This window comes from Maribacter antarcticus DSM 21422 (genome assembly GCF_000621125.1).
GTDB classification, from domain to species: domain Bacteria; phylum Bacteroidota; class Bacteroidia; order Flavobacteriales; family Flavobacteriaceae; genus Maribacter; species Maribacter antarcticus.
In genome coordinates, this window is record NZ_JHZC01000004.1 from 153,930 (window position 1) to 175,293 (window position 21,364).

21 protein-coding genes and 1 pseudogene are annotated in these 21,364 nt (G+C 38.5%); 11 read left to right on the forward strand and 11 right to left on the reverse strand.

Going from position 1 to position 21,364, the window contains the following annotated elements:
• Positions 1–33 precede the first annotated feature (33 nt).
• Both Q360_RS0100695 and Q360_RS0100700 read left to right on the forward strand, forming a co-directional pair.
• Complete coding sequence (locus Q360_RS0100695; protein WP_027075370.1) at positions 34–750, forward strand: RDD family protein; 717 nt, start codon at positions 34–36, stop codon at positions 748–750.
• A 3-nt stretch (positions 751–753) separates the two neighbouring features.
• On the forward strand, positions 754–1,359 hold the full coding sequence (locus Q360_RS0100700; protein WP_027075371.1) for a trimeric intracellular cation channel family protein: 606 nt from the start codon (positions 754–756) through the stop codon (positions 1,357–1,359).
• A 48-nt stretch (positions 1,360–1,407) separates the two neighbouring features.
• On the opposite strand, the gene Q360_RS0100705 is transcribed toward Q360_RS0100700, so the two are convergent.
• Positions 1,408–2,124, reverse strand: coding sequence for a peptidylprolyl isomerase (locus tag Q360_RS0100705; protein ID WP_027075372.1), 717 nt, complete (start codon positions 2,122–2,124; stop codon positions 1,408–1,410).
• Here Q360_RS0100705 and Q360_RS0100710 point away from each other — a divergent pair.
• The gene (locus Q360_RS0100710) at positions 2,123–2,764 is read left to right on the forward strand and encodes an NUDIX hydrolase (RefSeq protein WP_027075373.1); all 642 of its coding nucleotides are present in this window, start codon (positions 2,123–2,125) and stop codon (positions 2,762–2,764) included. The genes Q360_RS0100705 and Q360_RS0100710 overlap by 2 nt on opposite strands.
• Before the next feature lie 24 nt (positions 2,765–2,788).
• Positions 2,789–3,604 carry a lysophospholipid acyltransferase family protein gene (locus Q360_RS0100715; RefSeq protein WP_027075374.1) on the forward strand — a complete coding sequence of 272 codons (816 nt, stop codon included), beginning with the start codon at positions 2,789–2,791 and terminating at the stop codon, positions 3,602–3,604.
• Here Q360_RS0100715 and Q360_RS0100720 read toward each other — a convergent pair.
• The 3 genes from Q360_RS0100720 to Q360_RS0100730 form a co-directional block, all read right to left on the reverse strand.
• Positions 3,601–4,248 carry a hypothetical protein gene (locus Q360_RS0100720; protein WP_027075375.1) on the reverse strand — a complete coding sequence of 216 codons (648 nt, stop codon included), beginning with the start codon at positions 4,246–4,248 and terminating at the stop codon, positions 3,601–3,603. The two genes, Q360_RS0100715 and Q360_RS0100720, sit on opposite strands and share 4 nt — an antisense overlap.
• Before the next feature lie 6 nt (positions 4,249–4,254).
• Positions 4,255–4,749, reverse strand: a complete 495-nt coding sequence (locus tag Q360_RS0100725; RefSeq protein WP_027075376.1) for an RNA polymerase sigma factor — start codon at positions 4,747–4,749, stop codon at positions 4,255–4,257.
• A 154-nt stretch (positions 4,750–4,903) separates the two neighbouring features.
• On the reverse strand, positions 4,904–6,331 hold the full coding sequence (locus tag Q360_RS0100730; protein WP_027075377.1) for an amidohydrolase: 1,428 nt from the start codon (positions 6,329–6,331) through the stop codon (positions 4,904–4,906).
• Positions 6,332–6,431: 100 nt separating this feature from the next.
• Between Q360_RS0100730 and Q360_RS21900 the strand changes: the two are divergent.
• Positions 6,432–7,712, forward strand: a pseudogene (locus Q360_RS21900) (NAD(P)/FAD-dependent oxidoreductase).
• 45 nt (positions 7,713–7,757) lie between these two features.
• On the opposite strand, the gene xerD reads toward Q360_RS21900, so the two are convergent.
• On the reverse strand, positions 7,758–8,654 hold the full coding sequence (gene xerD, locus Q360_RS0100740) for a site-specific tyrosine recombinase XerD (protein ID WP_027075378.1): 897 nt from the start codon (positions 8,652–8,654) through the stop codon (positions 7,758–7,760).
• 264 nt (positions 8,655–8,918) lie between these two features.
• Between xerD and Q360_RS21905 the strand changes: the two genes are divergently transcribed.
• Both Q360_RS21905 and aroQ read left to right on the forward strand, forming a co-directional pair.
• A complete protein-coding gene (locus Q360_RS21905) occupies positions 8,919–9,437 on the forward strand; it encodes a hypothetical protein (RefSeq protein ID WP_036194700.1) in 519 nt (172 codons plus the stop codon).
• Positions 9,438–9,551: 114 nt separating this feature from the next.
• Positions 9,552–9,965, forward strand: a complete 414-nt coding sequence (gene aroQ / locus Q360_RS0100750; protein ID WP_027075379.1) for a type II 3-dehydroquinate dehydratase — start codon at positions 9,552–9,554, stop codon at positions 9,963–9,965.
• Positions 9,966–9,992: 27 nt separating this feature from the next.
• On the opposite strand, the gene Q360_RS0100755 is transcribed toward aroQ, so the two are convergent.
• The 5 genes from Q360_RS0100755 to Q360_RS0100775 all read right to left on the reverse strand — a co-directional run bounded on the left by Q360_RS0100755 (position 9,993) and on the right by Q360_RS0100775 (position 13,736).
• The gene (locus tag Q360_RS0100755) at positions 9,993–10,277 is read right to left on the reverse strand and encodes a DUF3817 domain-containing protein (protein WP_027075380.1); all 285 of its coding nucleotides are present in this window, start codon (positions 10,275–10,277) and stop codon (positions 9,993–9,995) included.
• A gap of 157 nt (positions 10,278–10,434) precedes the next feature.
• A complete protein-coding gene (lpdA, locus tag Q360_RS0100760) occupies positions 10,435–11,826 on the reverse strand; it encodes a dihydrolipoyl dehydrogenase (protein WP_036194701.1) in 1,392 nt (463 codons plus the stop codon).
• A gap of 118 nt (positions 11,827–11,944) precedes the next feature.
• Positions 11,945–12,481, reverse strand: coding sequence for a DUF1572 family protein (locus Q360_RS0100765; protein ID WP_027075382.1), 537 nt, complete (start codon positions 12,479–12,481; stop codon positions 11,945–11,947).
• A gap of 17 nt (positions 12,482–12,498) precedes the next feature.
• Positions 12,499–12,996, reverse strand: coding sequence for a peptide-methionine (R)-S-oxide reductase MsrB (msrB, locus tag Q360_RS0100770; RefSeq protein WP_027075383.1), 498 nt, complete (start codon positions 12,994–12,996; stop codon positions 12,499–12,501).
• Between the two features lie 158 nt (positions 12,997–13,154).
• Positions 13,155–13,736 (reverse strand): hypothetical protein, encoded by a 582-nt coding sequence (locus Q360_RS0100775; RefSeq protein ID WP_036194705.1) that lies wholly within the window; start codon positions 13,734–13,736, stop codon positions 13,155–13,157.
• Positions 13,737–13,916: 180 nt separating this feature from the next.
• Here Q360_RS0100775 and glgB point away from each other — a divergent pair, with 180 nt between their 5' ends.
• The 4 genes from glgB (at position 13,917) to Q360_RS0100795 (ending at position 20,565) form a co-directional block, all read left to right on the forward strand.
• A complete protein-coding gene (gene glgB / locus Q360_RS0100780) occupies positions 13,917–15,812 on the forward strand; it encodes a 1,4-alpha-glucan branching protein GlgB (RefSeq protein WP_027075385.1) in 1,896 nt (631 codons plus the stop codon).
• Between the two features lie 101 nt (positions 15,813–15,913).
• Positions 15,914–18,313 (forward strand): glycoside hydrolase family 31 protein, encoded by a 2,400-nt coding sequence (locus tag Q360_RS0100785; RefSeq protein WP_027075386.1) that lies wholly within the window; start codon positions 15,914–15,916, stop codon positions 18,311–18,313.
• 36 nt (positions 18,314–18,349) lie between these two features.
• Positions 18,350–19,159 (forward strand): M48 family metallopeptidase, encoded by an 810-nt coding sequence (locus tag Q360_RS0100790; protein ID WP_027075387.1) that lies wholly within the window; start codon positions 18,350–18,352, stop codon positions 19,157–19,159.
• 68 nt (positions 19,160–19,227) lie between these two features.
• A complete protein-coding gene (locus Q360_RS0100795) occupies positions 19,228–20,565 on the forward strand; it encodes an MFS transporter (RefSeq protein WP_027075388.1) in 1,338 nt (445 codons plus the stop codon).
• Positions 20,566–20,607: 42 nt separating this feature from the next.
• On the opposite strand, the gene Q360_RS0100800 is transcribed toward Q360_RS0100795, so the two are convergent.
• Positions 20,608–21,333: a head GIN domain-containing protein gene (locus Q360_RS0100800; protein WP_027075389.1), complete on the reverse strand. Its 726-nt coding sequence runs from the start codon at positions 21,331–21,333 to the stop codon at positions 20,608–20,610.
• Between the last annotated feature and the right edge of the window lie 31 nt (positions 21,334–21,364).

Here is a 21,364-nt window from a genome sequence, read left to right on the forward strand (position 1 = left end):
TAACTTTATAGTTTATATCAAAGAAACAAAAGAATGGAACAATTTCAAATAGAAACAGCCCAAAATATAAGCATAGATCAAAATACAGCACACTTGGGTGATCGTATATTGGCTTTCATTATAGATACGCTAATCATTGTTATCTATTATGTGCTTATGATATGGCTTCTTTTGGCGTTACACGTTAACGCTGGTGATCAGTGGGCTATTTTTATGGTTGCAGGGGTACCAGCTTTTCTATACTATTTAGTGCTGGAGACCTTAATGGAAGGAAAAACTATAGGAAAGTATTTAATGCAACTGAGGGTAGTAAAGCTAGATGGCTCCAAGCCTGATTTTTTTAGTTATTTTATACGATGGATTCTGAGGATTGTAGATATTTCCGTAAGTTCGGGAGGTGTGGCAATATTTACTATTTTAATGCGAGGCAAAGGACAACGTGTGGGAGATATAGCAGCAGGTACGACCATAATAAGCGAAAAAAGGCGTGTTTTTTTAAAAGACATCCTGCTTAGAGAGCTGCCACAGGATTATGTGCCACAATTTTCTCAGGTTACCGTATTTACGGATACCGAAATGGGTACTATAAAAGATCTTTATGATAAGGCAAAACGCAACGGTAATTACAACGTAATCTTATCTTTGAGCACAAGAATCAAAAAAGTCACACAGATAACGAGTGATAAGCAACCGACTGACTTTGTGGATATCGTTATAAAAGATTACTGTTATTATACTCAACAACGTTAGCTTATGTTTTATTTGGTCATTGATATTTTAGGAACCATTGCCTTTGCGATATCAGGCGTTTTGGTAGCGATGGAAAAAAAATTAGACCTCTTTGGGGTGTTGATTATTGCTTTCGTAACTGCGATTGGTGGAGGAACGCTTCGAGATTTACTTATAGGAAATACGCCTGTAAATTGGATGACTACCCCGGTGTATCTCATTACTATTTCTGCGACTTTTTTTGTTGCTATTATCTTTGTAAACCAGCTAAGGTATTTTAGAAAATCCTTATTTCTTTTTGATACGATTGGTATTGGACTGTACACCATGGTAGGAGTAGAGAAGGGCTTAAATGCCGGACTATCTCCTGTAATATGTATTATTTTAGGAACTATCACGGCCAGTTTTGGTGGTGTTATCCGAGATATTCTTTGTAACGAGATTCCTGTAATTTTCAGGAAAGAAGTATATGCTACCATTTGTATCTTAGGCGGGATTATTTATTTTGTCCTCATTCAGTTTCCTTTCGATACTACGTATGCTTATGTGGCCGCTATACTTTCGATTATTGTAATGCGTTTGTTGGCCGTTCGTTTTAAAATTTCCTTACCCAATATTTATAAGGATTAAGGTTATGGTTTCTTGTGAAGTGAAAAGTAGCGCACTTCAACCCAACATTTATTCAACCACCACCGCATCTTGTATATAGGTGTTCTGTTGCGGCCAGTCTCCCTTGCCAACAGGTTGCGTGTTTATTTTGTCAACTACATCCATTCCTTCCACAACCTTGCCAAAAGGGGTAAAGTCACCATCCAAATGATAAGAGCCAGGGTTTGTGGTGACAATAAAAAATTCGAACGGAGATGCCAACATATGCGGATTGTTGATTTCGCTGCTTGGCATAGAAATGGTTCCTCTATCGTGTTTGTGGCCTTTGCGCGTATCTGGCGGTAATAGATATCGGCCAATGGCACTACGTTTTTTTGCGGTCTTCGTGTCATCCGAGTTTCCACCTTGAATAATAAAATTTTTGACCACCCTATAGAATTGTGTGTCCTTAAAATAACCGTTCTTGGTCAGGTAGATGAAATTGGCTTTGTGGTAGGGAACATTATCGTACAGTTCCACCACAAACGAACCAAATCTCGTAGTAATCTTAACTTTATCGTCCTTTAGGTTTTGCTGATATTCAAAAAAGAAATCGATGGCGTTTTCTTCTGTAAGTTTAAACGCTTCTTCCTTTTCTTCCTCATTTTCGGTGATTTCCGTTTTTGTAGTATCTATTGCAGTTGAGACAGTTGTTTTCGCAGCTTTTATATTCTTAGGACTATCTTTGCATCCTATCAATAGTACTACTACCGCAGCAAGGGGTAGCCAAATTTTTTTTAAACACATGAATTTCAACATTTTTGAACAACGGATATCAAAAATAGAGAATCTGCCACTACCGGGGGAGGCTTCGCATCATAAAATGGTTCCAGAGTTCAGGATTAATGAACTCCTAGAAGCCAAATTGAATAAAGAAACGCCCAGAAAGGCAGCTGTCATGGCCTTGTTTTATCCAAATGAACAGGAAGAAACACACCTGTTGTTCATTTTAAGAAAAACCTATAAAGGCGTGCATAGCAATCAAGTTGCTTTTCCTGGTGGTAAAGCAGAAAAGGAGGATGCAAATTCAATGGTGACCGCATTAAGGGAAACGCATGAGGAAGTAGGGGTGCATCCTGATGACATTCAGGTACTAAAAGAATTAACTGAAGTTTTTATTCCTCCTAGTAATTTTGATGTACAACCTTTTATTGGTCTCTATAAAAAACCCAAACCTTTTGTAATTCAGGAATCGGAGGTCGCCGACCTTTTAGAGGTTTCGCTTGCTCATTTTTTATTGGATGAGAGCGTAACCACAAAAAAAATAACAACGTCCTATGCTACAAATGTTGATGTACCTGCCTTTAAATTAAACGGTTACATTGTATGGGGAGCAACGGCCATGATGTTAAACGAGATTAAGGTGCTTTTAAAACAAGTGTTATAAACCATATTTCTTATTTTAGCAGTTATGGGATTTTTCAGTAAGAACCCTTTTGGGCATAATTTGTTTATTAAAAAGTGGTTGATTAGAATTTTAGCGGTTCTAAGTCATCAGCGCTACAAACGTTTTAATAAATTGGAGATAGAAGGTTCCGATATAATTCGCAACCTACCTGCGCACAATGTGCTTTTTGTAAGTAACCATCAAACGTATTTTGCAGATGTTGTGGCGATGTTTCATGTGTTCAATGCCAGTTTAAGTGGGCGCGAAAACTCCATTAAGAACCTTGGCTATATTTGGCAACCAAAATTAAATATGTATTACGTAGCCGCTGCTGAAACAATGGGTAAAAGTTTGTTGACAAAGGTTATGGCATACGCAGGTTCTGTTAGTGTAGAGCGAACTTGGCGTGCACAAGGTAAGGATGTTAACAGACAGGTAAAGATGAGTGATATTTCCAATATTGGAAAGGCTTTGGACGATGGGTGGGTAATTACCTTTCCGCAAGGGACTACCACACCTTGGAAACCAATAAGAAAAGGAACTGTGCACATCATAAAAAAATACAAACCTATAGTGGTGCCTGTAGTAATCGATGGGTTTAGGCGTTCTTTTGATAAGCAGGGATTGCGGGTAAAAAAGAAAGGAATTCTGCAGTCTATGGTAATCAAAGAACCGTTGGATATCGATTATGAAAATGAAACTACAGCATCTATTATTGAAAAATTAGAGTACGCTATAGAGCAACACCCATCTTTCCTAAAAGTAATTTCTAAAAAAGAGCTCTTAGCCTACGAGGAGGAAAACAAAGAACGTAAGTGGCGTAAGACAAATAATTCTTAAAAATCCAACTGTTTTAATTCGGCATAGTTTTTATTCAGTTTCCTTAAAAGGAGGCCGTAGAGTAAAAAGTAAACAAAACCCATTAGTACGGTCAACAAAACACCTGTAATACCTATGGTTAGTATCAGGGTGATTTTTAGCTTATCTGGCGATATGTTTTGAAGACTATCCTTGAGTTCTGGGACTATATGGGTTATGTCATCGTTTAAATAAACTCCGATAATCATAATGATAATAGTAACCATTATCATAGAGAGTGAAAACAGTACATAGTACTTTACTGTTTTTCTTGTCTTTAGGATTTTCTTCATTAAGTTTTTTGAATCATCTAAAACAGATATCTCCTTATATCTTCTGTAAAACTGAAAAATAAAGTAGATGGCGACGGTATAAATCACCAAGGAGAGGGCAAAAATATAGTTGGTAACTCCTATGTCGTCATAAATCTGCAGTGCCTCTTCCATAGGAGGTACAAATAATAAAAGTTGCGGTAGCGTAAACTCTAAAATACTGATGATTACAATCCATTTTACGATAGAGGAAGATTTTTTCCAAATCATTTTATGGATATCTTCGTAGCTCAATTTAGGCAACTCCGCATCCTTTTTCTGCCAGTCTCTTTTTAATAATTCCAGTTCATCCATCATAACTCAAGGATTCAAAATGGTTCTTAATTTTGTTTTGATACGGTTCATCTTAACCCGGGCGTTTACTTCTGTTATCCCTAGCGTTTCCGATATTTCCGTGTAATTTTTTTCTTCTAAGTATAGGAATACCAGTGCCTTGTCTACATCTCCCAATTGGCGTACTGCTTTGTACATTAATTTTAATTGCTGTTCTTCGGTTTCATCATATTCATCAGCTTTAATCTTAAAAATTACCGATTCATAATCTTGAGTGTCAATGCGTTTTTTAGATTTTCTATATAAGGTGATAGCCGTATTTAGAGCCACGCGGTACATCCAAGTACTAAATTTCGCTTCTCCCCTAAATTTAGGATAAGCTTTCCATAGTTGAATCGTTATTTCTTGAAACAAATCGTTGTGAGAGTCGCGGTCATCTGTATAAAGCGTACAAACTTTATGGACAATATTTTGGTTGTCCTGCAGCTCGGTCACAAATTTATGTTCCAGTTCCTTGTTCAATATGGGTTGTTGGTTATTGTTTCATTAGTGTGTAGTGGGTTTACTTTGTTACACCTATTTCTAGTTTTTTATATAAAAAAATCAAGCTCAAACACTTCACTAAATTTGGTATTGCCCTTGAATTTACTTTTAAAGGTACTATAGAAATTACTATTTAATTCCTGTAATCTAATGCTGGTGCTCGATCTCCTAATAGTGGTATGTATTTGAAATCAGCTCCTCTTTTTTCTTGGAACTCTTTTTTTGCTTCGGAAACTAAGGTATTATTACCAAATAGCTCAATAGCGGTTAATGTCAATGTTTTGGCGGCTACCATCATTCCTTTGTTGCCTATGCTTGTTCCTCCGGCTGCAACTGCTTGCCAACTATGAGCAGGTGTTCCTGGTACCCAAGTGGCAGCACCCATACCAACTGTGGGGACAGTAAAGCTAACATCACCAACATCGGTAGAGCCGTAAGCTCTTGCTTCGGTCCTATAAGGTTGCACATTTTTTGCCATAGCTAAATCTGCTTTTTCTTGACCTAAGCTTTGAGCAATTTTATCTGCGAATATTTTTTCCTCAGCGGAATATTCAATACCCCCAATTTTGGACAAGTTATCGTGCATTAATTTTTGAAGTGTGAGGTTTGGTAGTAATTCGTGCGTACCACCAATCATTTCATAGTCCATTGTTGTGCCGGTTCCTAACGCTGCGCCTTCTGCTGCTTTTACCATACGGTCAAAAATATCTATTACAACATCCCTTGTGTTATGACGTGCATAATAGTAGACTTCAGCAAAATCAGGAACCACGTTAGGCGCTTTTCCACCATCGGTAATTACATAATGTATACGTGCTTCCTGTGGGATGTGTTCTCGCATCATATTTACCATTGTATTCATGGCTTCTACACCGTCTAGCGCAGAACGTCCTTTTTCTGGAGAACCGGCAGCATGAGCAGAAACTCCATAAAATCTAAATTTTGCCGATTTATTAGCTAGCGCAGCTCCCGCACTAGCTGTATTTTGAGAACTAGGATGCCAGTGTAATGCGATATCCACATCATTAAAAAGTCCTTCTCTAACCATAAACACTTTTCCTGACCCACCCTCTTCTGCAGGGGTACCATAAAATCGAATAGTACCTTGTTCCTTATTTGTGGCCAACCAATCTTTGGAAGCGATGGCCGCGGCCGCGGATGCAGTACCGAATAAATGATGTCCGCAAGCATGGCCTGATGCTTTTCCTGCAGATTTTTTTTCACTAACCGCCTCTTGAGAAAGTCCTGGAAGTGCATCGTACTCTCCCATAATGGCAATAATCGGTGTTCCACTTCCGTATTCTGCAATAAATGCCGTAGGTATTCCTGCAACCCCTTTGGTTATCTTAAATCCCGCATCGGACAGTGTTTTTTGTAATAGTGCCGAGCTTTTTTCCTCTTGATAACCCATTTCTGCCAAATTCCATATTTCTTGGGCAATGTTTCCATACTGTTCACTTTTTGACTCTAATTGTTTTAAAATAGGGGCAGAGCTGTCCTGCCCTTTAATTGTTGAAAAGAAAATAGAAAGCACTAAGGTTAGAAGATAAGATTTTCGCATCGTTATATTGATTTTTAGTAATTCTTTAAAAGTACTAAAAAGTATGTATTCTGGTCTAAAAGAAATGGGATTGTTTAAGTATGCTAGCTAGATTTAAATTATGAATATACCATGTTCTACTTTTCCGAGAATTGTAATAATTGGTGGGTGCTTTGATGGCGTTCCGCTCGCCCAAGAATTAAGTAAAAAGGACGTGCAGGTAGTGTTGTTGGACAAGAATAATTATCATTGCTTTCAGCCGCTACTTTATTAAGTTTCTACGGGCGGGCTAGAACCAGACTCCATTGCCTATCCGCTACGGAAAGTATTGATTGGCTATGATAATTTCTTTTTTAGATTGGCCGAGGTGCAGGAAATAGCTGCAGAAAAGAAGTGATTAAATACTGCTATAGGTTCATTATCCTATGATTATTTAATACTGGCAACGGGTTCTTAGACCAATTTTTATGGGAATACCCAGTTAGAGAAAAATGCCATGGCTATGAAGACTATCCCACAATCTTTAAACTTGCGTAGTTTAATTGAGGAGAATTTTGAACAGGCCTTGCTTACAGATGATTACCATGCACGGGATGCGTTAATGAACTTCGTTATCGTTGGCGGTGGATCAACCGGGGTAGAATTGGTGGGTGCCTTGGCAGACATTAAAAAGGGAATATTACCAAAGGACTATCCAGATTTGGACACCCGAAGGGCCACTATTAATCTCATTCCAAGTGGTGATCGAATTTTAGATGCCATGAGCGAAGTGGCCTCCAGAAAAGCAGAGAATTTCTTAGAAAAGTTAAGTGTGCAAGTTTGGAAGAATGTGCAAGTTACTAGTTATGACGGTAAAACGGTGACCACAAATTCCGATTTAAGTTTTACGTCGGTTACCGTAGTATGGGCTGCTGTGGTTATGGGTGCAACCATAAAAGGACTAGATGCCAAAGACTTATTGGCTTGTGGTAATCGCTTGCAAGTAAATGAATACAATCAGGTGCTAGATCATCCAGAAATCTTGGCCATAGGCGATATCGCCTGCATGTAGAGCGATAAACACCCAAATGGTCATCCTATGATGGCGCAACCGGCCATACAGCAAGGCAGGTAATTAGGGGAGCATCTGGTTCGTTTGATAGCACAAAAACCGCTGCGCCCTTTTGCATATAAAGACAGAGGTAGTATGGTAACTGCAGGCAGAAATAAGGCAGTCTGTGATTTGGAATATCTAAAATTCCAAGGGGTATTCGCATGGTTTGTTTGGGTGTTTGTGCATTTGTTTTGTCTTATTGGTTTTAGGAAGAGGGTAGTGGTTTTTGTGAACTGGGTATATAACTATATGAAGTTTGATCGGGAGGCGCGATTGATTATTCGTTCGTATAATAGAGATTATTCATAGTTTAAAGATTAACTGTATTACAAAATACAAGATAACTTAGCTGTCTTATTTTCGTGGATGAAATTTATTCATAACAGAAGCCAAATGACTACGGTCTACATGCATATATATCTCTGTTGTTGTAATACTTTCATGGCCAAGCATTTGTTGTATCGCCCTAAGATCCGCTCCGTTTTCCAATAAGTGTGTAGCGAAGGAATGTCTAAACGTGTGTGGGCTTATATTCTTTTTCAAACCTATTTTTTCTGCTAGATTCTTAACAATGGTAAAAATCATGGCGCGGGTGAGTTGTTTGCCACGTCTATTTAGGAATAGCGTGTCCTGAAAATCGTCTTTTATGTTCAGGTGAACGCGTATCTCTTTCCTATAAATATCTATATATTTTTTATTGATTCGGCTTATTGGAACAAAACGCTGTTTATCTCCTTTACCGGTTACTTTTATAAAGTCCTCCTCAAAATAAAGGTCGGATAGTTTTATTCCAGTTAGTTCGGACACCCTAAGGCCACAGCCATAAAGGGTTTCTAATATGGCTCTGTTGCGCTCGCCCTCCGCCTTACTCAGGTCAATAGCGGCAATAAGCTGGTTTATTTCGTTTTCGGAAAGTGTATCGGGTAGTTTTCTTCCAATTTTTGGGGATTCTATTAAATCCATTGGATTATCAGCCCTGTAATCTTCAAAGACTAAATAATTAAAAAAACTCTTTAGACCAGAAATGATTCGGGCTTGCGATCTTGGGTTTACCACTTTTGCTGCTTCATAAATAAATTGCTGAATAGTGCTTTGTGCTATGGTAATGGGCAAGTAGTCGATTTTATGTTCGTTTAGAAAACGAACTAATTTTTCAATATCTAAAACGTAGTTTTGAATGGAATTGTCAGACAAGCCCCTTTCTAATTTTAGGTAATGGATGTAATCTTTTTTGGCCTGTTCCCAGTTCATGACATAAAGATACGCCTTAGGAATATAACGCTTATTTTATGCTTACCACGTATGCTTTGAAGGGTCTGATTAAAATTCATTGGTTTTTAGAATATGAGGTAGAAGAATATCTTTCACTTTATTTACGTCCTACAGTGAAAATCACCATAAACAATTAGGAAATGAATAGTCATAGCACAAATATATCGGATGCTTTTACAACAAAAAGCCCTTTAAGTGCGTTTTAAACCAATAGCATTTTAACGATACTAGAATTGCGATACTATGAGATTTATTCTACTTACTTTATTTAGCACCCTTTTTGGATTCAGCGCTCAAGCGCAAAATGTCGACCGAACTAATTTTAGGGCCGGTTTAAATGCAGGTATGGTAACTGGTGATTTTTCAGAAGCCTATAGCTTAGTGCTTGGAGTAGACCTGTATCAGCACTGGGGCGTTTCTAAAGAATTAGATGTAGGGGTAACCACTGGGTTTTCAAATGCTTTTGGTGAAAAGCAAGAAATATCTGCTGGCGGCGTAGTCATAGAAACCGAATTTGACAACCTACAGTTTATCCCGGTTGCAGGGTCAGTTAGGATATACCCCACTACAGGTTTCAAAATTGGGGGCGACGTGGGCTATGCTATTGGCATAAATGAAGGAAACGAAGGAGGTTTTTATTATCGGCCTAGTATGGGAATAGATCTCAATGGAGGAACTACAGAACTGAATATATCCTATTTGGCTGTCAACGGAGATGTTACCTACAGCAGTGTGTTATTTGGCCTATTGTTTTTGTTTTAAATAAATAAGGCGATTTTTAAACCATTTAAGAGTTTTATATCACAAAATTTTTGAAAAGCGAAAGCTACGGTTTTTGCTTTTTTTATACCCCCGTTTTATCCTTACTTTTACCATATGAAGCTAATTATTATTAACGGACCTAATTTAAATCTTTTAGGAAAGCGAGAGCCAGAAATGTATGGTAAACAAACTTTTGAAGATTATTTTTCAACGCTTCAGTTTAAGTTTAAGGACGTGCAACTAGAGTATTTTCAGTCTAATATAGAAGGAGATTTAATAACTAAGTTACAAGAAGTGGGTTTTAGCTACGATGGCATTATTCTAAATGCGGCTGCGTATACCCATACCTCTGTAGGTATAGGTGACGCTGTTAAGGCAATCAAGACTCTAGTAGTAGAAGTACATATTTCCAATACACACAAGCGAGAGGAATTTAGACATATTTCCTATATATCTTCAGGTGCTAAAGGAGTAATATTGGGTTTTGGTCTACAAAGTTATGATTTAGCTATTCAAAGTTTTCTGTAGTATGTATGTATGTAAAGTGGATGGAATCTAACTTTCTGCTGGCTTCAAATATTTCTGTTCCACATAAAATGTAGCAAACGGCAACAAGGAAGCGATGCCAAAAATAATAAACCGTTTGATTCCCCACTTTTTATTGATGCAAATGAGCAATGCTAAGGCCATAAAGGTAATAAAAAGTACACCATGGGCATAACCAACAATTTTATTTGGGCCTGGGATTTCCGCCCAATATTTTAAGGGCATGGTAATTCCAAACAAAGCTAAATACGAGATTCCCTCTAAAATTGCAGTCACTCTAAATAATTTCAACATATTCCTTTATTTAAAATTGTAAACTACTGGTATCGTGTCGGTTTTATCTTCTAATAAAGTTGGTAGTAAAGCGCTTTCCAAAAACGTGTAGTACTTAAAAGTCTTTGGAAAGTACTTTAATATAGTATGCCCTCAAAGAAAGGATTTATACTGTTTGTTACAGATGAATTACTTCATCATATGCATCTGCCACGGCTTCCATTACTGCTTCACTCATGGTTGGGTGTGGATGCACAGTCTTTAATACTTCATGGCCGGTAGTTTCCAATTTACGGGCTAGAACTGCTTCAGCTATCATATCTGTAACTCCTGCACCTATCATATGACATCCTAGCCACTCACCATATTTTGCATCGAAGATGACCTTTACAAAGCCATCAGATGTTCCTGAGGCTTGTGCTTTTCCACTCGCAGAAAACGGAAATTTACCCACTTTGATATCCAAACCTTGTTCTCTAGCCTGTTTTTCTGTAAGTCCTACGGATGCAATTTCAGGACTACAATACGTACATCCCGGTATGTTTCCGTAATCCAAGGCTTCCGTATGCATTCCTGCTATTTTTTCAACACATAAAATACCTTCGGCAGAGGCTACGTGCGCCAATGCTTGCCCTGGCGTGACATCTCCAATGGCATAATACCCTGGAATATTGGTCTGATAAAAGTCATTGACCAAAACCTTGTCCCTGTCAATGGCAATACCAACATCTTCTAGTCCTATATTTTCAATATTTGTTTTAATTCCTACTGCCGAAAGCACAATATCTGCTTCCAATACTTCCTCTCCTTTGGCAGTTTTCACGGTAACTTTAACACCATCTCCTGAAGTGTCTACTCCTGTAACTTCGGCAGAGGTCATTATTTTTACACCTGCTTTTTTAAAGCTACGCTCCAATTGTTTCGAGATGTCCTCGTCTTCAACAGGTACGATGTTTGGTTGGTATTCTACTACGGTAACGTCCGTACCCATAGCATTATAAAAATAGGCGAATTCAATACCGATGGCACCGCTTCCTACAACAATTAATTTTTTAGGTTGTTCTTTAAGCGTCATTGCCGCTCTGTATCCAATAATTTTTTCACCGTCTTGTGGTAAGCTAGGAAGTTCTCTGCTTCGAGCTCCAGTAGCGATAATGATATGGTTCCCACTATATTCGGTTTCGGTACCGTCTTCAGCCTTTACAGATACTTTCTTTCCGGGTTTTAATGTGCCGAATCCGTTAAGAACTTCAATCTTGTTTTTCTTCATTAAGAACTGTACACCCTTACTCATTCCTCCGGCAACGTTACGGCTCCTTTTTACTACAGCATCAAAATCTTTATCTACGCCTTCGGCTTTTAGTCCATAATCTGCCGCATGCTTCAGGTATTCAAACACTTGCGCAGATTTTATTAAAGCTTTGGTAGGGATACACCCCCAGTTCAAACAAACGCCGCCAAGGCTTTCCTTTTCTATGATTGCGGTTTTTAGTCCTAGTTGCGATGCTCTAATGGCAGTAACATAACCACCTGGCCCACTACCCAAAACAATAACGTCGAAAGTGCTCATATTTTTAATTTTTTAATGTTAAAGCCCAAGTCCTTTTGGGAGCGCTGCAAAAATACAAAACCAAGTTTGAAGGACAACAATCTGGGTTAAATTTAAAAGCAAAGTAATGTGATTTTTATTATGGACTACTAGGCTTGAATTTTCTTCGATTAAACCCTTTGGTATCGCCTTTAGGGATAGAAAGTGAAACCCACTCCGTTCCCTTGCGCATTTTACCTATCAGCACTAGTTGCCCCACGTGACTTGCATAGTGCGCCAACTGGCGGTTCACTGCTTCAATAATCGTATGTTCTTCGTTTCGTATTTTGATTATAGTATCGAAATTAGAACTGTTTATTTGATGTAAAGCAGCAAATAAACAGTTCCATCCCGTGTTCCAAGAGGCTATTAGTTCTGCTTTATTCTTATGCGGCTGTGTAAACTCGTTTTCTCGCTTGCGCCACTCTTTTTCGCCATCTTCAGTTAAAAAGTTAGTCCACCTGCTGTGCATATTACCAGCCAAATGTTTTACGATAAGCGCAATAGAATTATCAGATTCATTTAAGGACCATTGAATATCTTCTTCGGATAACTGACTTAGGGTCTTGTCGCCCATGGCTTTGTACCGTTCAAATTCAAAACGCGCACTTTCTATGAAACTTCCCCATGGATACATACCATCCTAAATTTAATTTATTTGCTAGGAATAAACTTTAAGGCTACTCCATTAATACAATGTCGCTCTCCTGTAGTTTCTGAGGGACCGTCTTCAAATACATGGCCTAGGTGACCGCCGCAAGTCGCACAATGTTCCTCGGTTCTTTTATAGCCTATTTTATAATCTACGTCATAGGTCACATTACCTTCAATTTCTTTATCAAAACTAGGCCAACCCGTACCAGAATCAAACTTATGTTCACTTTTGAAAACAGGGGTGTCACAACCTGCACATACATAAGTGCCTTCTTTTTTGATAGCTAACAATGCGCTAGTAAAAGGATTTTCAGTAGCTGCCTTTCTAAGCACGTAGAATTCCGCATCTGTGAGTTGCTTTTTCCATTCAGCCTCCGTTTTTGTAATTGGAAACTCCTTTTTTACTTCGGTTTGTGTGTTAGATGTTTCTTTTTCTTGGGAGATTCCTTTACAGCTCGTAGCTAAAATAATTAGGGTAATTAAAAGAGAATATTTCATAGCTTTTTAATGTTAGTCTTTTTTTTTTAGTGCTTTCAAAGATACAGCACTTAGCATAAAAATCCTGTTACTGTTTTCTTAAAGATTAAGAGCGCTATCAAGAAAAACACCCCGTCAAAAACTGATGGGGTGTTGTGTTTTGTGTCTTTAAGTGTAAACTAATTTGCTTTAAATCTTTGAATGTTTTCTTCCACAATATTTAGACTCCCCATAACTGACTGAATACTGCTTTTATCCAGCTTACCTTCTGTAAGGTCTGCAGGTAGTACAGCTATTCTAAAAACTTGATTGTCCGTATCACCGGGTTGTAAGGTGGTCAAGTCAAAGTTTGATTCCAAAAATAAATTTACATCCAAGAAGGTATAATCAAAGTTGTACTGCAATAATCCTTGATCTAATATTCTTGTTTGTGGCATTAATCTCCAGATGTCCACTGCTTCACCATTCCCGTCTTCTGTTTGATCCCATAATAAGTATACCAGTACAATATCGGATTCGAAAACTTCAACCGTTTGTGGGAACTCATATAAAATGGCAAAATCATTTTCAAAGGTAAAAGAACCTTCGATGTCAAGTACTTGTCCTAGAGTATTTACACCGTTAACGCCATCAACACCATCACGGCCATCAAAACCATCTAGGCCATCAAAGCCGTCAAAACCTGAAGGTCCTTGTGTGCCTGTGCAAGACAGAAAAAATAATGTTATTAAACTACCCAGTACTACATTGAATTTTCTCATAATATGTTGATTTTTTTGGTTTCTTACTATTACTTAATTTTTAATCTTTCCAAAAAGCGTTCCACTTTTTAATTTTCGCCAAATTAATTGGGGTTGGTTTGCTACACCCCAAGTAAAACAGCTATATTCCCTAAGTTATTGCAAAGTTGATTAGATTTACTTTAAAAATATAAGATACCTATGTCTAAAGTTATCGTGCATTCCTTGTTTACAGATTTTGATATCGACCTCTTCAAGGGCGGAAAACACTACCGTTTATATGACAAATTAGGATCGCATCCTATAGAGTTAAATGGCGTAAAAGGAACCTATTTTGCCGTTTGGGCTCCGTCAGCAAAAGTGATTTCTGTTATTGGGGATTTTAACGCATGGAATCAAGAAACGCATGCACTGAATGTACGCTGGGATTCTAGTGGTATCTGGGAAGGATTCATCCCTAATATAGGACATGGAGAAAAGTATAAGTATAAAATAAAGTCCCACAATCAGGATATTTGGACAGAGAAGGCGGACCCTTTTGCTAAACTTTGCGAGCATCCACCAAAAACAGCATCGCTAGTCTGGTCTAAGGAGTATGATTGGAAGGATATAGATTGGATGGGCTATAGAAAGGAAAAGAATTGTTTGGATAGGCCTTATTCCGTGTATGAGGTGCATTTAGGTTCTTGGAAGCGAAATGCCGAAGGAAATTTTTTAACCTATAAAGAATTAGCTGTAGATTTGGTTGATTACATAAAGGAAATGGGCTATACCCATGTAGAATTTATGCCCATAATGGAATATCCATATGATCCATCATGGGGCTACCAGCTTACAGGATATTTTGCACCAACATCAAGATTTGGTACCCCAGAAGATTTTAAATCTTTAGTAGATGCCTTTCATCAAAATGATATTGGAGTGATTTTAGACTGGGTACCGTCCCATTTTCCTGAAGACGCTCATGGACTTGGGTTTTTCGATGGCTCCAACTTATACGAGCACCCGGATAGGAGAAAAGGATATCATCAAGACTGGAAAAGCCTAATTTTCAACTACGGCAGAAATGAAGTTCGGGCCTTTTTAATAAGTAACGCTTTGTTCTGGTTAGAACAGTTTCATGTAGATGGTTTGCGTGTTGATGCCGTGGCGTCTATGTTGTATTTGGATTATTCTCGCGAAGATGGCGAGTGGGAACCTAATGAACACGGCAACAATGAAAACCTTGACGCTATTTCTTTTATTCGAGAGCTTAACCAAGAAGTCTATTCCAGTTTTGACGGTGTACAGACCATTGCAGAAGAATCTACTGCTTTTTCAGGAGTCTCCAAATCGGTTGACCATGGTGGTTTAGGATTTGGGATGAAATGGATGATGGGTTGGATGCACGATACTTTGGAGTATTTTCAAAAAGAACCAATTTATCGTAAGCACCATCAAAATGATTTGACGTTTAGCATGACCTATGCATTTACAGAGAATTTTATGCTCCCTTTTTCCCATGATGAGGTAGTTTATGGTAAACAATCCTTGGTATACAGAATGCCAGGAGATGAGTGGCAACGTTTTGCAAATTTGAGATTGTTGTTCGGCTATATGTTTACCCATCCCGGAACTAAATTAATGTTTATGGGTGGTGAGTTTGGACAAACGGCGGAATGGAACTTCCAACAAGGTTTGGATTGGCACTTGCTTGACTATGAAGGGCATGCGGGGGTACAACAATTCGTGAAGGATTTAAACCATACTTATAAGAACTATCCTGCCCTGTATGAGAAACAGTTTAGTCAGGAAGGTTTTGAATGGATAGATTATGGAGATCATGAAAACTCTGTACTTACCTACGTTAGAAGAGGCCATGATGAAAAAAACGACCTGATTATTGCTTGTAATTTTACACCTATTCTCAGGAAAAACTATAGGATTGGAAATCCTAAAAAAGGAGAATTAAATGAAATATTGAACAGCGATGCTACCAAGTATGGGGGTTCAGGAAATGAAAACCTTAACATTAAGTCTTCTACAAAGGAGTGGCATGGTTATAAAAAATCGGTAGAAATAACGATTCCTCCGTTAGGAATGGTCATTTTAAAGTAACTTTAGGTACCCAAAACGTTATAGTTTGCGATTGCTCGGTTTATATTTTGTAATTCCGAGTGAAAGCATTTTTTTGATTTTTATTTAAATTTTTTAGATTAATGATTACAAATACAGAATTAGAATATAAGGGTAACCTGTACCCCAACCATATAGTCGATTTTAAACAGGATACAAATAAAATATACCTTACTACGAAGAACGGGGTAGTGTTAGAAATTACTGTATTAAGAGGCAGTCTTATTCGCTTTAGGTATGCCACAAATCATGTTTTTGAACCCGATTTTTCCTATGCTATCGACCCTGAGGCAAATATGGGTTACAGCAAATTAGAAGTGGTGGAGAATGATACAGAGTATATCATTGAAACCGCCCGTGTACATGTCTTGGTTGATAAGAAATCATTACGTACCCAAATCTCAGATTTGGAAGGGAATATAATTAATGAGGATGAGATTGGTTTTCACTGGGAAGAGAACTATGAATACGGTGGTAATACTGTAAAAATGAGCAAAATCACCCAAACTGGTGAGAGTTTCTACGGAATGGGAGATAAAGCCAGTCATAGTAATCTCAAAGGTAAGCGGATTGAAAATTGGGTAACGGACCAATATGCGTATGGAAAGGACCAAGACCCATTGTATAAAGCTATTCCGTTTTATACAGGTTTACACAAGGGGAAGGCGTACGGTCTCTTTTTTGATAACAGTTTTAAGACCCATTTCGATTTTGCTCATGAGCGTAGAAATACGACCAGTTTTTGGGCAGATGGAGGAGATATGAATTATTATTTCTTTTATGGGCCAGAGATGTCAAAAGTAGTTTCTGCATATTCTAATTTAACTGGAACGCCAGAACTACCGCCCATGTGGGCGTTGGGATACCATCAGTCTAAGTGGAGCTACTACCCTGAGAGTAACGTGAAAGAAATTGCCAAAGGATTCAGAGATCAACAAATTCCTTGTGACGCCATTTATTTGGATATTGATTATATGGATGGATTTCGATGCTTTACCTGGGATAAAAAACTTTTTCCTGATCCAAAGCGAATGATCAAGGAATTGGAGGCTGATGGCTTTAAGACTGTAGTCATGATAGATCCAGGAATTAAGATAGATAGGGAATACTGGATTTATAAGGAAGCATTAGAGAAAGGATATTTCTGTAGAAGGGGAGACGGTCCTTTAATGACAGGAAAAGTATGGCCTGGGGAATGTCATTTTCCTGATTTTACAAATCCTGAAGTTCGGGAATGGTGGGCTGATTTGTACAAGGAATTTATGTCCGATTTGGGGGTTCATGCCGTGTGGAACGATATGAACGAACCGGCCGTAATGGAAGTGCCCGGCAAAACAGCCCCTTTAGACACCAGACATAATTATGACGGTCACCCTTGTACGCATAGGAAAGCACATAATGTTTATGGGATGCAAATGGTGCGTGCAACCTATGAAGGCGTTAAGAAATATGTATATCCTAAAAGGCCTTTCGTTATCACTAGGGCAGCGTATGCTGGAACACAGCGGTATTCCTCTACGTGGACAGGAGATAATGTAGCTACTTGGGAGCATTTATGGGTTGCGAACGTGCAGGTGCAACGCATGTGTATGAGTGGTTATTCCTTTGTAGGCTCCGATATTGGCGGCTTTGCAGAACAGCCAAACGGCGAACTTTTTGCACGATGGGTGCAATTGGGTATTTTTCATCCTTTCTGTAGGGTGCATTCCAGTGGCGACCATGGGGATCAAGAACCTTGGTCCTTTGGTACTGAGATTACAGATATCGTACGTAAGTTTATCGAGATTCGGTATCAGTTGCTACCTTATCTGTATACTATGTTCTATAAGTACAGCAAAGAACAACGACCCATGTTGCAGTCTTTAGTACTTTTTGATCAAGAAGACGCACAGACCCATTTTAGAACGGACGAGTTTATATTCGGGGAACAAATATTGGTCTGCCCCATACAGGAACCAAATGCACAGGGAAGAAGAATGTACATCCCTAGGGGGAGATGGTATGATTATTGGACTGATGAGGTAAGTGAGGGAGGAAAAGAACGTTGGATTAAAGCAGATTTGGATACAGTTCCACTATTTATAAAAGAGGGGGCCATAATACCTAAATATCCCATTCAACAGTACGTGGGAGAACTAGAAATTACGGAATTGATTTTAGATACCTACTATAAAATAGGAACGGAATCTTCCGAGGTTTATGAGGACGCTCAGGATGGTTACGATTATAAAAAAGGGAGATACTCCCTCCGTAACTTTAAGTTGACTGGAAAGGAAAACTCCATCACGGTTCAACAGTTTAAGGATGGTAGCTTTATTACCGAATATGAAACACTAAAGTTTAATCTTCACGGACTTCCCTTCAAGATTCATAAAATTGAAGTAGATAATGAGGAGATTGATATAAACTCGGTAAAGCCAAATGGAAACCTCAGTCTTTATATAGAAAAGAATTTTACGGTTTTACACATTACGGGAAAATAATATTTTTATATTTTTCCAATACTAAATAGTATAGCTATGAAAAAAATAGTATTAATTACGGCCCTTTTTATAGGCGTTTCGGCATGTAAAGTAAATCCTTTTACAGGGCAAAAAACACTTAATTTTTATCCTAACAGCCAAATTTTCCCAACAGCATTTGCGCAGTACGACCAATTTCTTGGGAAAAATAAAGTGCTGACTGGAACAGCCGAAGCACGCATGATTACTAGGACAGGACAGCGTATATCTGCAGCTGCGGAGCGTTGGCTAACGGCAAATGGGTATCCTGGCTATTTGAGCGATTACAAATGGGAGTATAATTTGGTGGATAATGAAGCAGTAAACGCTTGGTGTATGCCCGGAGGTAAGATTGTTTTTTATACAGGAATTCTTCCTATCACTCAGACTGAAACTGGTGTAGCCGTTGTAATGGGACATGAAGTAGCCCACGCTTTGGCAGATCATGGAGCGCAACGTATGAGTGCAGGTGCTTTGCAACAGGTTGGAGCTGTTGCCGGTAATGTGGCTATAAAAAATTCTCAGAAAAGAGAAATGTTTAACCAAGCCTACGGCATTGGTTCGCAAGTTGGACTTATGCTACCTTTTAGTCGTGGTCATGAAACAGAGGCAGATCGTATTGGATTACAGATTATGGCCATTGCTGGTTATGATCCGTACCAAGCGTCTGAATTATGGAAACGAATGAAAGCCAACAGTGGGGGAGAGGCGCCACCAGAATTTATGAGTACGCACCCTTCAAATGATACAAGAATCAATAATTTAGCTGTTTGGGCACCCGAAGCAGCTGCGGAAGCTGCTAAATTTGGAGTAACTGCATTTAAGTAAAAACGAATACCAGTTTTATTGTATATTGGAAACCGTTCTTGGTCCAAAGGCGGCTTTTATATTTTACCATGATTAAAACCATACCAGTTAAAGGAAGTAAAAAATTATTGAACGCATGGGCCTTTTACGATTGGGCCAATTCTGTTTATGCCCTTACTATAGCTTCCTCTATTTTCCCTATTTTTTATTCAGCCCTCTTTACAACCGATGAAGCCCTGGTAACTGCTTTTGGCTTTGAGATGAAGCCCACAGTGCTTATTGAAATAGTAACGGCATTCACATTTTTAGTTGTTGCGGTTTTATCTCCTATTCTCTCTGGCGTTGCAGATTATGTAGGGAACAAGAAGAGTTTTATGAAATTCTTTTGCTATGTGGGCGGCACGGGCTGTATTGGTTTGTATTGGTTCAGTTTGGACCATATTCATTTGAGTATTCTTTTTTACTTTATGGGTTTACTTGGGTATTGGGGAAGTCTAGTCTTTTATAATTCTTATTTGCCAGATATCGCTTTTGAGGAACAGCAAGACAACATTAGTGCCAAGGGTTTCTCTATGGGTTATATTGGGAGTGTTTTCCTTTTACTCGTTAACTTGGCGATGGTTATGAATCCGCAATGGTTTGGGTTTGATATTGGTACTACGGAGGCAGAATCGAACGCTGCCAAGTTTGAGGCTATGAAAATCTCCTTTATAACTGTTGGATTGTGGTGGATGCTATTTAGCCAGTACACCTTCTATGTATTACCAAACGGCATAGGTGCGGGGCACAAAGTGACCAAAGATGTCGTTTTTAACGGATTTCGAGAATTACGATTGGTTTGGCAGCAATTAAAGCTCAATTTACCATTAAAGCGCTACTTAACTGCATTTTTTGTATTCAGTATGGCAGTGCAGACCATCATGCTGATGGCCGTTTATTTTGGCGAAAAGGAAATTTCTTGGGCTACGGATAGTGAAAAAACTACAGGGCTAATTATTAGTATTCTAGTCATTCAGTTAGTTGCCGTTGTCGGTGCTATAATTACGTCAAGGGCATCTGCTAAGTTTGGGAATATAAAAACCTTGATTTTTGTTAATTTTATTTGGTTGTGCCTTTGTTTTTATGCTTATTTCATGAAAACGCCTATGCAGTTTTATATTGCTGCCGGGTTTGTAGGACTGGTTATGGGTGGGGTGCAAGCTTTGGCACGTTCTACCTATTCTAAGTATTTGCCAGAAACAGATGATACGACCTCCTACTTCAGCTTTTATGATGTTGCCGAAAAGATAGGTATTGTTATAGGGATGGTCATTTTTGCAGTGGTAGACCATGTAAGTAGTATGCGGTATGCGATACTATTTTTATTCTTATTCTTTTTGGTAGGAATTTTATTATTACTAAGGGTGCCGAATAAAAAGTCCCTTTAAAAAAGGGACTCTTCCTGTTACTGATTGTTCACTATTTTGATATTAATCTTTTGAAATATCTCCGGATCCGGCTGTTTTGGTGTCGAGCTTTTCTGGATTGCCTCTGTAGGTAATATCTCCAGAACCAGAAACCCTAGCATTTAGTATTTTATTAGCTGTTACTTTGATGTCTGCGGACCCAGAAACGGTGGCCTCTACATTATCAGCCACTAAATCAAAGGCTTTGATATCCCCACTTCCAGAAATAGTTGCTGAAAAATCGGTAGTATTTCCGCTTAAGGTAATATCGCCAGATCCGGACATGCTAGCACTGACGGCACTGGCTTCTACATTCAAAGTAATATCACCAGAACCGGACATTACCGTCTCTAATTTTTCTGTCTTGATTGTTGTTTTAGCCACAATATCGCCCGATCCGGATAATGAAATACCGCTAATTTTTTTTATTGGCACGGTAATATAGATTCCGTTCTTCCAATCAGAAGGTTTAAGGTTTACATTATTTTCCGTTTTTATGTACAGCTTGCCGTTTTTAACCTCGGTAGTGATATACTCCAAAAGGTTGGATTCCCCCTCTAGGATTAGTTGCCCTTCTTTTCCATCTACCAAACTCACATCGAACCATCCGGAAACCGCTATTTCATCATAGTCATCGGTAGATCTTTCTATGCTTACTTTATCTCCGTTACCTTTAACTTTTTTACCCCATTGTGATGAGCAGGATACTGCGATTGCCAATATTAGGGTTAATACGATTCCTTTTTTCATTTTGTTTATGCTTAGATTGATATAATTAGTA

Excerpts from the sequence above, each read along its gene's own strand:
- glgB (WP_027075385.1), top strand. The coding sequence starts at position 13,917 with ATGTCTAAAGTTATCGTGCATTCCTTGTTTACAGATTTTGATATCGAC.
- xerD (WP_027075378.1), bottom strand. The coding sequence starts at position 8,654 with ATGAACTGGGAACAGGCCAAAAAAGATTACATCCATTACCTAAAATTA.
- Q360_RS21905 (WP_036194700.1), top strand. The coding sequence starts at position 8,919 with ATGAGATTTATTCTACTTACTTTATTTAGCACCCTTTTTGGATTCAGC.
- Q360_RS0100775 (WP_036194705.1), bottom strand. The coding sequence starts at position 13,736 with ATGAGAAAATTCAATGTAGTACTGGGTAGTTTAATAACATTATTTTTT.
- Q360_RS0100730 (WP_027075377.1), bottom strand. The coding sequence starts at position 6,331 with ATGCGAAAATCTTATCTTCTAACCTTAGTGCTTTCTATTTTCTTTTCA.
- Q360_RS0100800 (WP_027075389.1), bottom strand. The coding sequence starts at position 21,333 with ATGAAAAAAGGAATCGTATTAACCCTAATATTGGCAATCGCAGTATCC.
- Q360_RS0100700 (WP_027075371.1), top strand. The coding sequence starts at position 754 with ATGTTTTATTTGGTCATTGATATTTTAGGAACCATTGCCTTTGCGATA.
- Q360_RS0100765 (WP_027075382.1), bottom strand. The coding sequence starts at position 12,481 with ATGTATCCATGGGGAAGTTTCATAGAAAGTGCGCGTTTTGAATTTGAA.
- Q360_RS0100715 (WP_027075374.1), top strand. The coding sequence starts at position 2,789 with ATGGGATTTTTCAGTAAGAACCCTTTTGGGCATAATTTGTTTATTAAA.
- aroQ (WP_027075379.1), top strand. The coding sequence starts at position 9,552 with ATGAAGCTAATTATTATTAACGGACCTAATTTAAATCTTTTAGGAAAG.
- Q360_RS0100705 (WP_027075372.1), bottom strand. The coding sequence starts at position 2,124 with ATGTGTTTAAAAAAAATTTGGCTACCCCTTGCTGCGGTAGTAGTACTA.
- Q360_RS0100720 (WP_027075375.1), bottom strand. The coding sequence starts at position 4,248 with ATGGATGAACTGGAATTATTAAAAAGAGACTGGCAGAAAAAGGATGCG.
- Q360_RS0100785 (WP_027075386.1), top strand. The coding sequence starts at position 15,914 with ATGATTACAAATACAGAATTAGAATATAAGGGTAACCTGTACCCCAAC.
- Q360_RS0100795 (WP_027075388.1), top strand. The coding sequence starts at position 19,228 with ATGATTAAAACCATACCAGTTAAAGGAAGTAAAAAATTATTGAACGCA.
- Q360_RS0100790 (WP_027075387.1), top strand. The coding sequence starts at position 18,350 with ATGAAAAAAATAGTATTAATTACGGCCCTTTTTATAGGCGTTTCGGCA.
- Q360_RS0100710 (WP_027075373.1), top strand. The coding sequence starts at position 2,123 with ATGAATTTCAACATTTTTGAACAACGGATATCAAAAATAGAGAATCTG.
- lpdA (WP_036194701.1), bottom strand. The coding sequence starts at position 11,826 with ATGAGCACTTTCGACGTTATTGTTTTGGGTAGTGGGCCAGGTGGTTAT.
- msrB (WP_027075383.1), bottom strand. The coding sequence starts at position 12,996 with ATGAAATATTCTCTTTTAATTACCCTAATTATTTTAGCTACGAGCTGT.
- Q360_RS0100755 (WP_027075380.1), bottom strand. The coding sequence starts at position 10,277 with ATGTTGAAATTATTTAGAGTGACTGCAATTTTAGAGGGAATCTCGTAT.
- Q360_RS0100695 (WP_027075370.1), top strand. The coding sequence starts at position 34 with ATGGAACAATTTCAAATAGAAACAGCCCAAAATATAAGCATAGATCAA.